Annotated in this window: 10 protein-coding genes; 2 read left to right on the forward strand and 8 right to left on the reverse strand. The window is 69.2% G+C overall.

Going from position 1 to position 13,188, the window contains the following annotated elements; all coding sequences use genetic code 11:
• Positions 1-1,056 (reverse strand): GDP-mannose 4,6-dehydratase, encoded by a 1,056-nt coding sequence (gmd, locus tag C1746_RS20240; RefSeq protein ID WP_116716566.1) that lies wholly within the window; start codon positions 1,054-1,056, stop codon positions 1-3.
• 104 nt (positions 1,057-1,160) lie between these two features.
• Here gmd and lhgO point away from each other — a divergent pair, with 104 nt between their 5' ends.
• The gene (lhgO, locus tag C1746_RS20245) at positions 1,161-2,369 is read left to right on the forward strand and encodes an L-2-hydroxyglutarate oxidase (RefSeq protein ID WP_116716567.1); all 1,209 of its coding nucleotides are present in this window, start codon (positions 1,161-1,163) and stop codon (positions 2,367-2,369) included.
• Positions 2,370-2,374: 5 nt separating this feature from the next.
• On the opposite strand, the gene C1746_RS20250 is transcribed toward lhgO, so the two are convergent.
• The 7 genes from C1746_RS20250 to C1746_RS20280 form a co-directional block, all read right to left on the reverse strand.
• Positions 2,375-3,049, reverse strand: a complete 675-nt coding sequence (locus tag C1746_RS20250; RefSeq protein ID WP_116716568.1) for a sugar transferase — start codon at positions 3,047-3,049, stop codon at positions 2,375-2,377.
• Positions 3,050-3,198: 149 nt separating this feature from the next.
• Positions 3,199-4,521 (reverse strand): UDP-glucose dehydrogenase family protein, encoded by a 1,323-nt coding sequence (locus C1746_RS20255; RefSeq protein ID WP_116716569.1) that lies wholly within the window; start codon positions 4,519-4,521, stop codon positions 3,199-3,201.
• Positions 4,522-4,541: 20 nt separating this feature from the next.
• Positions 4,542-6,284: a tyrosine-protein kinase domain-containing protein gene (locus tag C1746_RS20260; RefSeq protein ID WP_116716570.1), complete on the reverse strand. Its 1,743-nt coding sequence runs from the start codon at positions 6,282-6,284 to the stop codon at positions 4,542-4,544.
• A gap of 46 nt (positions 6,285-6,330) precedes the next feature.
• Positions 6,331-8,430, reverse strand: a complete 2,100-nt coding sequence (locus C1746_RS20265) for a DUF4012 domain-containing protein (protein ID WP_116716571.1) — start codon at positions 8,428-8,430, stop codon at positions 6,331-6,333.
• A 13-nt stretch (positions 8,431-8,443) separates the two neighbouring features.
• Positions 8,444-9,451: a hypothetical protein gene (locus C1746_RS20270; RefSeq protein ID WP_116716572.1), complete on the reverse strand. Its 1,008-nt coding sequence runs from the start codon at positions 9,449-9,451 to the stop codon at positions 8,444-8,446.
• The gene (locus tag C1746_RS20275) at positions 9,411-11,060 is read right to left on the reverse strand and encodes a PP2C family protein-serine/threonine phosphatase (RefSeq protein WP_162868017.1); all 1,650 of its coding nucleotides are present in this window, start codon (positions 11,058-11,060) and stop codon (positions 9,411-9,413) included. Before C1746_RS20275 ends, C1746_RS20270 begins: the two co-directional genes overlap by 41 nt.
• 94 nt (positions 11,061-11,154) lie before the next feature.
• On the reverse strand, positions 11,155-12,054 hold the full coding sequence (locus C1746_RS20280) for a hypothetical protein (RefSeq protein WP_116716574.1): 900 nt from the start codon (positions 12,052-12,054) through the stop codon (positions 11,155-11,157).
• 325 nt (positions 12,055-12,379) lie between these two features.
• Here C1746_RS20280 and C1746_RS20285 point away from each other — a divergent pair, with 325 nt between their 5' ends.
• The gene (locus C1746_RS20285; protein ID WP_205712019.1) at positions 12,380-12,922 is read left to right on the forward strand and encodes a DUF4916 domain-containing protein; all 543 of its coding nucleotides are present in this window, start codon (positions 12,380-12,382) and stop codon (positions 12,920-12,922) included.
• Positions 12,923-13,188 lie beyond the last annotated feature (266 nt).

Below are 13,188 nucleotides of genomic sequence, written 5' to 3' on the forward strand. Positions count from 1 at the left end.
CTACTCATGCCGACGGCCGGCCTCCCACTCGATGGTCTCCAGGCCCGCGTCGACCAGGGCCTTCTCCTTCAGCGCCAGCTTCATGTCGGACTCGACCATCATCGCCACCAGCTCGTCGAAGGTGTGTCGGGGCTTCCAGCCCAAGACCCGATGTGCCTTGCTCGCATCACCCAGCAGCTGCTCCACCTCGGCGGGCCGCATGTACCGCTCGTCCGTCCCGGTGTGGCGCTCCCAGTCGAGGTCGAGCATCGCAAAGGTCTTCTCGGCGAACTCGCGGACGGAGAACATCTCCCCCGTCGCCACGACGTAGTCGTCAGGCTCCTCCTGCTGCAGCATCAACCACATGGCTTCGACGTAGTCCCCCGCGAAGCCCCAGTCGCGCTGCGCATCGAGGTTCCCCAGATAGAGCTTCTTCTGCAGCCCGAGCTTGATCCTGGTCGCCGCCCGGGTGATCTTGCGGGTGACGAACGTCTCCCCCCGCCGGGGCGACTCGTGGTTGAACAGGATCCCATTGCAGGCGTACATGTCGTACGACTCACGATGGTTGACGGTCTGCCAGAACCCGTACACCTTCGCGCAGCCGTACGGGCTGCGGGGGTGGAACGGCGTCGTCTCGGACTGGGGCACCTCACGGACCTTGCCGAACATCTCCGAGGAGGACGCCTGGTAGTAGCGGGGCATCTCGTCCCCGAGCTGCCGACACGCCTCCAGCAGGCGAAGGGTCCCGAGTGCATCCACGTCGACGGTGTAGATCGGGTTGGCGAAGGAGACCGCCACGTGTGACTGGGCACCCAGGTTGTAGACCTCATCCGGCCTGATGTCCTGCAGCAGCTGGGACAGCGAGTTGCCGTCGGACAGATCCCCGTAGTGCAGGAACATGCGAGCGCTGTCCAGGTGCGGGTCGAGGTAGAGGTGATCGATCCGTTCGGTCCCGAAGGTGCTGGCGCGTCGCACCAGACCGTGGACCTCATACCCCTTGTCCAGGAGCAGCTCCGTCAAGTAGGACCCGTCCTGACCGGTGATGCCGGTGAGGAAGGCCTTCTTCGGTTCGGTCATGGAGTGTCCAGCGGTTGCGGTCGGGTCAGCCCGGCATGGTAACCGGCCCACCGTCGCGTCAGCTTGACGGCTCGTTGACGTGACGGGCTACGGTTCGGCCTTGGATGAGCAGCTCCTCGGGTCGGTGTGTTGTGGTCGGCGGCGGCTTGGTCGGCCTGGCCACCGCCGCAGCGCTCAGCCGCCAGCGGCCTGACGTCCGCGTGACGGTGATCGACAAGGAGCCCCAGCTCGCCCAGCACCAGTCCGGTCGCAACTCCGGTGTCATCCACTCCGGTGTCTACTACACGCCGGGGTCCGCCAAGGCCACGAACTGCCGGCAGGGCCGCGCGCTCCTGCTCGACTTCGCAGCCGATCACGGCATCGACATGGACCTGTGCGGCAAGGTGATCGTGGCGACCGAGGACAGCGAGCGGGGGCCGCTGGCCGAGATCGAGCGGCGCGGCAAGGCCAACGGTGTGGCTGCGCGATCGATCGACCTGGCCGAGCTGGCCGAGTTGGAACCACACGTCCGCGGCGTCGCAGCCCTGCACGTCCCCGATGCCGGCATCATCGACTACCCGGCGGTCGCGCGGACGCTGGCGGACGCCATCACCCAGGCCGGGGGCACGATCCTCACCGACACCGCGGTGGAGCGGGGTGAGGAGCGCGGTGACGTCGTCCGGCTCACCACCACTGCCGGTGATCTCGAGGCCGATGCCGTCGTGACCTGCGCCGGGTTGCAGAGCGATCTCGTGGCGCGGGCCTTCGGCGTCACCGACCTGCCGCTGCAGATCGTCCCCTTCCGCGGCGAGTACTACCAGCTCACCGAGGACGCGGAGCAGCTCTGCCGCACCTTGATCTATCCGGTGCCCGATCCGCGCTTCCCCTTCCTCGGCGTGCACCTGACCCGGCACATATCCGGCCGGGTGCTGGCCGGGCCCAACGCGGTGCTGGGGCTGGCCCGCGAGGGCTACCGGTGGCGCGACGTCGACCCGGCAACCCTCAAGCGGTTGGCGGCGAGCCCCGGACTCCGTCGACTGGCGAGCGAACACTGGCGCACCGGTCTCGGAGAGATGTGGCGGTCGCTGAACCGCGGCGCATTCGTCAAGGCCCTGCAGAAGATGACCCCGGACATCACGACAACGGACCTCGCGCCGTACCCGGCGGGCGTGCGGGCGCAGGCGCTGTACGCCGACGGCTCACTGGCGGACGACTTCGTCTTCCACGAGACCGCTCGAACGCTGCACGTGCTGAACGCACCGAGCCCTGCTGCCACGTCCTGTCTGTCGATCGGCGAGCGACTCGGTGCCGCGGTCGTCGAGCGCCTCGGCTAGCCGGATCAGACGCCCTGGTTGGTGTGCAGCGCCGCGGGCAGGGTCTTGGCCAGGATGCGCATGTCGGTCCCCAACCCGACCTGGTCGACGTAGTCGAGGTCGACGTCGACGTGTTCGTGCATCATGCCGTTGCCGCGCTCGGAGACCTGCCACAGGCCGGTCATCCCTGGCTTCACCGCGTGACGACGGTGCATCCACTCGGCGTAGTGCTCCTCGACGATGCCGGGCAGTTCGGGGCGCGGACCCACCAGGCTCATGTCACCCCGCAGCACGTTGATGAGCTGCGGCAGCTCATCGAGTGAGAGACGGCGGATCAATCGGCCGGTGGGCGTCAGGCGGGGATCCTGCTCGCTCTTGTGCGTCCGCCGGCGGTCGAACCCATCGAAGGTGGCAGCGGTCCGTCGGCGGTCCGCGTTCATCGAGCGGAACTTGTAGACGGTGAAGCTGCGTCCGCCGAGTCCAACACGCTCCTGGCCGAAGATCAGCGGCGCTCCGAGGCTGGTGTACACCCCCATGGCGACCACGGCGAAGAGGGGGAGGAGCAGGATCAGGGCCAGCAGCGCAACCAGGCGATCGATGACCGGCTTGACCAGCCTGACGTAGGTCGAGCTGACGGGTGCGCCGAGTTCTACGGGGGTCAGGACGACCGGTGTCGCATGTCGTCGTGTGGTGGTTGCCATGGCTGTCTTGTCTCACCCGTCCCGTTGTGAGCCGCGCGTTCGGCTGATGGAGTCCACGCCGCTGAGCCATTCGGGACGCCGGGTTGGGGCGACACCGTGTGGTGATCAGCAGGACGCGCAGCCAGATCGCGGAGAGTATACGCCGACTGTCAGGGCATTCGCCGACCGACGCTGGCCAGCTGGATCCCCACCGCCACCAAGCCCTCCGGATCCCAGACGTTCCGGGCATCCACGACCACGGGGAACTCCAACCACTCGGCAAGCTGCGGGGCGGTGATCTCGGCGTACTCCGGCCACTCGGTGCAGGTGACGACGGCGTGCGCTCCTCGGACCGCCTCCTCCGCGGTCTCGCAGAGCCGGACCTTGTCACCCCAGCGGTCGGCGACCTGCGGCAGCGCCACGGGATCGTGCAGACGGACCTGGGTGCCCTCCTCGATCAGGGACTCGATGACCTCGAGGGCTGGCGCCTCGCGGATGTCATCGGTGTGCGGCTTGAAGGCCAGGCCGAGTACGGCGACCTCCTTGTCGCCGATGTTCCACAGCAGCCGCCGCAGTTGGACGACCGGCCACAGCTTGGCTTCGCGATTGATCCGCTCCGTCTCGCGGAGCAGCCCGAAGTCGTAGCCGAGGTCGGCGGCGATGTGGATGAAGGCCTCCACGTCCTTGGGAAAGCACGATCCGCCGTATCCGAGGCCTGCGTTGAGGAACGCCCGTCCGATCCGGGCGTCGTGACCCATGGCATCGGCGACGGTGTGCACGTCTGCCCCGGTCATCTCGCAGACCCGGGCCACGGCATTGATGAAGGAGATCTTCGTGGCCAGGAACGCATTCGAGGCGTGTTTGATCAGCTCGGCCGTCTTGACGTCGGTGGCGACGTAGGGACAGTCGTGGCCGTCGAGCAGCGGCTGGTACAGCTCCCGCATGATGCGGTGGGGCGCCTCGCCGTCGGCTCCGACCACCACACGATCCGGGAACAGGGTGTCCTGGACTGCGGACCCCTCGCGCAGGAACTCCGGATTCGACACCACGGCGTGTTGGGTGCTCCCGCCCGTGCTCTTGGCCTGGAGGCCAAGGGCCTGCTTGATCCGCTCCCCCGTCTGCACCGGCACGGTCGACTTCTCGGCCACGACGGTCGGCTTCGTCGCGTGGGTCGCGACCATGGCCGCCGCAGCCTGGACGTACGTCAGGTTCGGCGCACCGTCCTTCCCCTTGGGGGTGCCCACGCAGATGAACACCACATCGCGGTCGTCCAGGGCCACGGAGGGGTCGCCGGTCACCGTGATCCGGCCGGCGTCGACCCCCGTGAGGACCAGGTCGCGGAGGCCGGGCTCGTGGAACGGGACCTGACGGTTCTCCACCGAGGTGATCTTGGCCGGGTCGTTGTCGAAGCCGATGACGTCGTGGCCCCACTCCGCCATGCAGGCGGCGGTGACCAGACCGACGTGGCCGATCCCGATGACGCTGACCTTCATTGTGCTGTTCCTCTCCAGATCTAGAGCTCTTCGTGGTCGGTGACCTGTGCGCGCTCGGCTGCCTCTGACCCACCGTTGTTGGAGACATCCTCGACGTCCGGCTCGTATCGCTCACTGGGACGGGCGACCAGGTGACGTCGCGGCTCGGGTTCCGGTCGACTGCGCTCCTTGGCGCGACGGGTCTTCGGGAGCAGGCGGCGCTGGCCGTCGGTGTCCTCGGCAATGCCGTAGCCGTACCCGTAGGCGGCTGCTGTGGTGGCGTCCGAGCGGTTGAAGACATAGCCGAGCAGTGGGGTCGAGACGAACTTGAGTCGCTCACGGACCTTCTGCAGCTCACTGACCGGCGTGCCGTGACTGACCACCAGGACCATACCGTCGGCTGAGCCGGACACGATCACCGCATCGGCCACCGCGAGCAGCGGCGAGGAGTCGATGATGACCAGTTCGGCGGAGGCCCTGATCTCGTTCATCGTCTTCCGGAAGACGTTGGTGCGCAGCAGTGCGGCGGGGTCACCACGTCGCTGCCCCGCGGTCACCACCGGGATCTGCGAGCTCTCGCTGAACCGGTAGCGCCGCACGACGTCAGCGACCTTGACTCCATCGGCGGCGATGTCGGACAGGCCCGGTCGGTCCTGTGCCCGCAAGACCGTCGTCAGACCCCTGGCCCGGATGTCGGCGTCGACCATCATCACCCGCCGGCGGTCACGTGACGCCGCGATGGCCAACTGCAGGCTGGTGGTGGTCTTGCCGTCGCCTGGCAGGGTCGAGGTGACCATCAGCGACTTCCCACCCACGGTGTCGCCCAGGGCGAACTCGATGGAGGAGAGCACGAACTCGTAGGCCTCGGCGGCCGCAGGGTCCAGCTGCAGCAGCCCGGTGAGCTCGTCGTCGGCCTCGGCGCGGTACAGCGGGATCTCGCCCAGCAGGGGGACGCCCAGCACGTCTTCTGGGTCGGTGCGGTTGAGGACGCGTTGCGAGCGACCGGCGTACCAGTAGGCCCAGATCGCGGCGGCGATCCCGGACAGGAAACCCCAGATCGCAACACCAAGTCGCACCTGGGGGCGAGCCGGCAGCTCGGGCGGTCGGGCCTCCTCCAACTCGTCGACCCCGTCGCCGCGGAGCTGGGCCTGCGCCTCCACCGTTGACACCGTGGACTCGAGCTCGATCAGGCGGGCGGACAGGCTCTGGATCTGGCTCTGCAGCGCGAGGTTCGAGGGGTCGTCGTTCAGCTGCGACTGGACCTGCTCGAGGCTGGCCTCGAGGCTGCTGATCTGCTCGTTGACCTCGAACACGGCCGCGGCGGCGTCAGCTCGCTCCCGCTCGCGGTTCTGGGTCATGTAGGCGGTCGCGATCGCGTTGGCGATCTCAGCGGCCTCCTCGGCGGTGTCCGCCGTGGCGTTGACCCGCAGCAGGAGGTCCTCGATGTTCGAGTCGATGCTGGTGTGGTCGATCAGATCCTGGATCGACGGCGCGTTCTCGAGCGACTCGCGGGCGGCCTCGAGGACCGACCGGGAGGACGCACGTGCTGCCTGCTGCGGGACGAACTCCTGCGGGCTGATCCGGGGGCGGGAGTCGATTCCCATGCCCGGCAGCGTTCCCGGGTTGGTGAGGAAGAGCACCGCGGTGGCGTCGTAGCTCGGCGGCTGCGCCGACGTGACGAAGAAGCCGATCACGCCCATCACGAGGGGGAACAGGACCACCGGCAGTCGATATCGCCACAGCGATTCGAGCAGCGTCGGGCCGGCGCGAAGGGATTCGTTCACCGGCTGGAGGGTACCTGTGGGCGCGGTTCGAGCGGCGGCCCCGACGTCACGCCGGCACCGGGCTGAACACGATCTGGAGGTCGAGGTCGCGTGTGGCGTCCAGTCGCAGGTCGACGGCGCCGTCCTCGACCGAGGCCCCCTCGGGGAGCTCTGACGCCTCGAAGCCGTCGGGGATCGCCACGGTGACGTGCAGTTCGACAGGCCGGATGGTCGTCTGGTGGCGGTAGCGCAGCGTGTACACCCGGTCGGCCCCGCGCGAGGTCCAGGCGTCGGGGGTCTGGTAGGACCATGCCAACTGCCGGGATTGGCCAGCCGGGGTCAGCATCCAGGTCGAGCGCACGGGATGGCCGAGCTCGATCCCCTCCTCGGTCTCGAGGCCCTCGAACCCGTTGTCAGGCACCTCGAAGAAGTCACATCCCGGTGCGCAGTAGACGCTGATGAACGACAGCGCGTCGCCGACGTCCAGTGGCGGATCGCCGAACCCGATCATGTAGCCCGGCTCACCCTCCAGCACCGCTTGGTTGTCGAACCCGGTCAGCAGTGTGCTGACGGCCACGCCGTCGGGACCGAGCACGACGTCGTAGTCGACGGTCCGCTGCAGGAAGTAGTCGATCTTGTAGCTGGCGCCGGAGTTCAGGAAGATGCCGAGGAAGTCGCCGGTGTCGCCGTCAGACAGGCGTCCGGCCAGGCCGAGCTCGGTGATGATGGCCTGCTCCTCGGAGTCCGAGGCGTAGACCAGCAGGCTCTGGCGGGCCACCATCTCGGCGAGGGAGCTGATGACCACCGACGCCGAGGTGCCGCCGGGGTTGGCCAGGAAGCCCTGCAACGAGGCCTGGGCCACAGCCCCGATCAGCCGCTTGCGCTCGTCCGGGTCGGTCAGCTCGGAGTAGGCGCCGTGCGAGACGAACTCGACGACGTTGTCGGCGTCGATCTGCCCCAGGCCCTCGAGCTCGACGGGTCCGGAGATCCGGAGCAGTGACTCGAACGCGAACGGGTCGATGGCCAGCACCCCGTCGAGCGTGCTGTCCTGGCTCTCGCGGAAGTAGTTCTCGAGCAGCGTCGCGGCGGAGGGGAAGTCCGGGGTCATGTTTATGTTCGGCAGGAAACCGCTGCCGCCGTAGATGTCGTAGCGCTCCTCGAGGCTCTCGTCGGGCCACTCGAGCGTCCCGCGCGGCAGCGACGGCAACTCGTACAGATCGGTCGTCGGTGTGAAGGACAGCTGCCCGTCGTCGGCATCCATCAGCAGGTAGGCCCCGAAGAATCCGCCGGTGCCGCGGGCCTCGGTCGGATTGGACGCCACCACCAGGTAGCGACGGGGGCCCTCGGCCCCGAACAGCGCCGGGAGGACCTCAGCAACGCCGCTCGCCGTTCGCAGCTGTCCCTCGGCTGGTTCGAGCAGGGCCAGGAACTCGGCGCGGGCATCGCGCACCTGCGCGTCGATGCCGGAGCTCGGCACGTCGAGGACGATGGCCTGAGCGGCAGCCACGTCCTCTGCGGCCTCCTCGAGGACCGGAGCAAGATCGGCGAGCGCATCGACGGGGATGCGGCCGTCGGTCGGCGCCAGTGCCCCCAAGCCGCCGTCGCCCGCGTCCAACTGCGCGGTGACGGCTCCTCCCGCGTCGGAGACGAGCGTGGCGGCCAGAGCCAGATCACCGACCGCATCCAGGGTGCGGCGGTAGGTGGCGATCAACCGGACCGGGGCGACCGTGGGGCCCGACAGCGCGTCGGGGACCTCAGCCAGCCTCTGCGACGCGCTGGCGAAGCGGGCCTCGGCCGCGGGCAACTCCCCCGCGGTCAGCGCGTCGCGGGCGGCGATCAGATCCGAACGCGCGGCTGTGACGCCGTCACGAACGCCGGTGAGTTCATCGTAGGCCAGCCAGCCCCAGACGCCGAGCGCGGCGAGGATCAACGCACCCAGTGCGGCAACCCAACCCCATGGGCGCCGTCGGCGGGAACTCCGCTGGCCGCCGTAGACGCGCTGTGACGGCAGCGGGGCCACATCGCCGACGTCGTCCTCCAGATCGACGGTCTCGAGTCCAGCTGCATCGTCGATGTCGAACTGCTCGACGGGGCCAGCGTCGGTTGCATCCTCGTCGTCGTCGAAGATCTCGTGGAGCTCGTCCACGTCGAACGGCTCGCTGTTCATGCTCGACCCTCCATCACATCAGAGTCTGTTCGATGGTCGTGAGGAGCGCATCGACTCGGGTGGGCACCTCAGGCAGGGTGGTGCGGTCCAGCCAGCAGACCCGGGATTCAGCGTCGGCCACCGTCCGATCTTCGCCGTACGGCGCCCGGTCGTAGCGGTCCCGCAGCTCGTCATAGGCCGTCCCGTCCCCGCCGACGGCGACGTCGCGGAGTGCCACCGTTCGTTCCTGCACCACGGTCGCCCAGCGGATGCGGTTGGTCCGCAGGTCCGTGCAGCCATCCGGGGTGGCGGGCAGCCGGCGGGCCACCGCTGCGATGCCGTCGGACTGCACCACGAGCTCCTCCAGTCGGGTCTCGAAGTCGCTGCGCGAGCCGCGTGCGGCCCACGCCGTCACGACGTTCTCCAGGGAGGCGTCGAAGGCGATGTAGGGATCAAGCTCGTTCACGTCCCTCTGAACATCGGCAGCCACGTCACGTGCCTCCAGCATCAACTGGGTCATGGCGTCCTCGGCGGCAACGGGGACCGCGTCCGATTGCGCCTCCGCCAATGCGTCGTCGAGGTCCAGCACCGCGCGGTCGAGCCGGGCCTGGACCCCGACCAGCGCGGCCAGCGCGTCCTGCTGTGGCTGGCCGCGGTCCACCGTGTGGCGGAGGAAGTCGGCTCGCCGGGCGAGGTCGAGGGTCACCTCGGCCAACTCGACGATCGGCGGGCCCAGCAGCTGCTGCGTCGGCGTGCTCGCGCCGAGGTCAGGCGGTGCCACGCCGCCGCCGGCAGCGCTGTCGGTGACAGAGTCGTCCGAGCCAGAGTCGACGGTGACCACGACGCCCTCCCCCGGGGTGGTGGCGGTGCCGGTGTCACTCGTGGCGGTGTTGGTATCAGCGCCGCCGTCACCAGCCTGATCGTCGACGGTCGGCACACACCCGACGGCGAGGGCTGCCAGGACGACGAGCAGCAGGTATCCCCGTCCACGCGGTGGGAGGTCAGGCCGGTCGGGCGACGACCAGGAGCGCGCAGTCGTCATCCGGAGCACCACCGGCCCAAGTCTGCACGCTGAACCACAGCTCCGCGGCAAGTTCCTCGGCACTGATCCCGGGCGTGGCGGAGAGGCGCGCGGCGTTCGACAGGACCCGCTCTGCGCCGTACCGCTGGTTGTTCTCCGCTGTCGCATCGGTGACGCCGTCGGTGTAGAGCACCAGCATCTCGCCGGGTTCCAGGGAGAAGCTCGTGACCTCGTCGATCGGTCTGCCGATCAGCCCGAGTGGGGGTGTGGGTGCGGCCTCCACCGGGTGGCCCGCGCCGCCACCGACCACGATCGGAGGTGGGTGGCCGGACAGCACCAGCTCCACGTGCCACGTCGTGGGGTCCACGGCCACTAGCGCCAGCGTGACGAACCGTTCGCTGTCCAGCTGATCTTGGACGACACGGTCCAGGGTCTCGACCAGATCCGCCATCCCGAGCGTTCCACTCACCAGCGCTCGGAGCGACCACACGGCCATGCTCGACGCACCGGCAGCAACCAGTCCCTTGCCGGCCACGTCGCCCAGTGCAACCGCCGCGCGCCCGTCGGGCAACTCGAACCAATCGTAGAAGTCGCCACCGAAGGATCCGGTTGCACGGGTGTTGGCGTGCAACTCGACGGCGATGTCGAGGTCACCGGGCCGGCCACGCGGCATCAGCGACTCGGTGTAGCGGGACAGCAGCGAGCGGCGCTCCGCAGCCAGGCCGACCTTGCGCATGGCCGGCTCGATGGCTCCGATCAGGGAGCGGACGACCGACCGCGACAGGTCATCCAGCGGCTCGGCGTGGGCGATGCCCAGCACCCGGGTCGGCTCCGACGTCAGCACCGCGAGCGTCACCAGCGGGCCGTCCTTGTAGCCGCGTGACTCGGCTTCGAGCAGGGCTCGCACCGACGGCGTGACATCCGGGGACGCCAACCCCTCCAGCCGCCGTTCCGTGAGCTCGCTGCCGGGCAGGTCGCCGTCGTACTCCCCTGCCACCAGCCGTGGCTCGCCCGTGGCGGTGACCTCCCAGATACGAGCGCCGTCGACGCTCTCGAGTTCGGAGAGCCCACGTGTGATCGCGACGAGCAGCTGTTGGGGACTGACGGCAGCGCCCAGCTCACCCGCCAGATCGGTGATGGTCGTCAGGACGGCGTCGGACCGCTCCGCCGCGCGCGTGAGCTCGAGTCCGGCGAGTGAGCCGGCAACGACATCGCCCAGACCTTGGAGGAGGGCGATGTCGGGTTCCTCGGACTCGGGGAGCCCGCCGAGCGCGAGCACGCGCGTCGCCCCGCGGCGCGCATTCATGCGCAGGACCACCCCGCTGTGCCAACCGGACGTCTGGCTCATCGGAGCGGGCCCCTCCTCCGGCGTGGTCCAGCGCAGCGTCGCCCGGCCCAGCAGGACGGTCCAGAGCGGTGACCGCAGATCGCCGATGCCGATCTGGCTCGGAAGGGTCGACGTCGCCGTGACGGCTCCGTGGACCGAACAGACCTCCTGCACCGGGCGAAGCGTCTCCCCCACGCCACGCTCGAGAACGGCTGCGCTGGTCGCGCCGGAGCTCCTGAGAGCGGTGGTGAGCAACTGTCCGAGCATCACGTCGGGGTCGCTCTCCTGCTGGATCGCGGTCACGAGGTCCAGCAGTCGAGTGAGGTCTGCGGCAGCCCCCCGGGGGCTGGTCCTGGCGTGGTCAGACAGCAACGGATCGATCAGGGGGAGTTGGTTTTCAGGCGTCGGTGGCGGGGGTTGGCCCCGAGCCGCTCGGTGGCGCTCCGGCCACCAGCCAGTTGGCCGGGCTCTGCCGGAGTGCCTCGTCGCGAAGCTCGGAGGGAAGCGTGTCGAGTATGCCCTCCAAGAACTGCCGCGCACGAGCCAGGTGCGTCTCGGCCCGGTCGGGATCCACCTCGGCGAGGATCAGCTCGGCCGGCCACATCAGCGGGGCGGCACCACATCGAGCAGCCAACTGGAGCCCGCGCTCCGCGATCCGGAGCGCCTCGTCCTGCTCACCCGCACCAGCCCGGGCGGCCGCCAGGAAGATCATGGACTTGGCTTGGTGGCGGACCGCCCCCTGGCCGGAGGCCACCTTGGCGCCACCGGCGAAGACCCTGGCCGCGCGGTTGAACTGGCCCCGAACCATGTGGACCTCACCTCGGACCCAGGTCAGCCGGACGCCCTGACGCCATGAGCCGGCAGCCGTGACCGCGGCGGCAGCAACCTGAAGGCGCCGGGACATGACCGTGGCGTCAAGCCCGAGGCCGACGGCGTCGGCGACCTGGCCGATCCGGATGGCAGCGCGGATCGAGGGGACACGGACCGTGGCCGACTGCAGCAGGTCGAGGGCGTCGGCGTCGGTCTCCTCGGCGAGGTGGTGCAGGCTGATCTGGCGGTACAGCATCGCCCGGGTCATCTGGGAGCAGGCCTGGATGTCAGGTGACCCGGCAGCGGCCTGGTCACAGGCCTCCAGAGCATCGCCATATCGTCCGAGGGCCGTCAGCAGCCAGGCCCGCTTCCACTGGGTGACAGGCCCGTCCCGCTGGTCCAGGTCGCGCAGGGAGGTCTCCAGCCGGCCGCTCAGGGCATCCCTCCCCAGAGAGGGCGCTCTTGCCGTACCGGCCGGACGCGTCATCGGTGCAGACCCTAGTGGTCTGTTCGAGAATTGGCCGGCGATTGCCCGTGGTCCTGCGCCGCACGGCGGGTCCTGCAAGCGAGCGCAACCCAAGGACTCCTCGCTCATTCCATGACGCAGGGAACGCAGGCATGAGCGATGAGTGCGTCGCGCTGTCCAGCGGTGACGCGGGGGCGCGGGAACAACAGCTGATCGAGAGACAGACCACGAGTGCTCCGGCCCTCACCTGACGGCCGTTTCGGAGGTCCCGAGTCGCAGCACCAACCTGAGCCGTGCGACACTCCCCGCGAAGATCGCCCGGACCGACCAGACAGCGAGCTGTGACGTGAATGACCAAGAGACGCTGAGTACCTCCACCCGGTGGTTGCCCGAGGAGGAGTTGTCGTTCGTCCGAGAGCGCGTGCCGACTGTCTACGTCGAGGCGATTCCGGTCCGCACCGACCACCTCGGCGTGGTGGAGAAGGTCGGGCTGCTGTTGACGGCGCGGCCGGACGGCACCCTGACCCGGTCGATCGTGAGCGGGCGGGTGCTGTACGGGGAGACGGTCCGAGAGGCGTTGTGGCGGCACCTGACGAAGGACCTGGGTCCGGATGCGGAGCCGTTGGTGCCGGCGACCGTCGCACCGTTCACGGTCGCGGAGTACTTCCCGACCCCGGACCGGACGGGGTTCACCGACGAACGGCAGCACGCGGTCAGCCTGGTGTTCATCGTGCCCGTGACCGGCGAGTGCGTGCCGTCGCAGGAGGCGCTGCAGTTCAGCTGGATGAGTGTCGCGGAGGCCACGTCCCCGCTGGTGGCGACGGAGATGTCGGGAGGTCAGGACCGGCTGATCACGATGGCGATGGCGCACGTGGGCTGCCTGCCTTAGCTGCCTCAACTCCCAGAGCGGGGGGAGGGTCGGTGCCTGCCTGGCCCGGTGGGTGGACTTACCCCGCCGAGCATGGCCAAGGTCCACCCGCCCGACGTGCGGCGCCGTGGGCGCCGAGGGCCGGGAACCGATTCTGACCGGTCCTGGCGCGCCCCGGTCGTGGGGTGGGTGGACTTCTCGCGCCTGACCGACATGAAGTCCACCCACTGGCCTGGTGACCGCCGTCAGCGAGCAGGGCACCCGTCGCGGTTGACCGGCCCACCCGT

It is taken from the genome of Euzebya tangerina (assembly GCF_003074135.1).
Taxonomy (GTDB): Bacteria; Actinomycetota; Nitriliruptoria; order Euzebyales; family Euzebyaceae; genus Euzebya; species Euzebya tangerina.

Coding starts and splice junctions, on each gene's coding strand:
- gmd (WP_116716566.1), bottom strand. CDS start 1,056: ATGACCGAACCGAAGAAGGCCTTCCTCACCGGCATCACCGGTCAGGAC.
- lhgO (WP_116716567.1), top strand. CDS start 1,161: ATGAGCAGCTCCTCGGGTCGGTGTGTTGTGGTCGGCGGCGGCTTGGTC.
- C1746_RS20250 (WP_116716568.1), bottom strand. CDS start 3,049: ATGGCAACCACCACACGACGACATGCGACACCGGTCGTCCTGACCCCC.
- C1746_RS20255 (WP_116716569.1), bottom strand. CDS start 4,521: ATGAAGGTCAGCGTCATCGGGATCGGCCACGTCGGTCTGGTCACCGCC.
- C1746_RS20265 (WP_116716571.1), bottom strand. CDS start 8,430: ATGAACAGCGAGCCGTTCGACGTGGACGAGCTCCACGAGATCTTCGAC.
- C1746_RS20270 (WP_116716572.1), bottom strand. CDS start 9,451: ATGACGACTGCGCGCTCCTGGTCGTCGCCCGACCGGCCTGACCTCCCA.
- C1746_RS20280 (WP_116716574.1), bottom strand. CDS start 12,054: ATGACGCGTCCGGCCGGTACGGCAAGAGCGCCCTCTCTGGGGAGGGAT.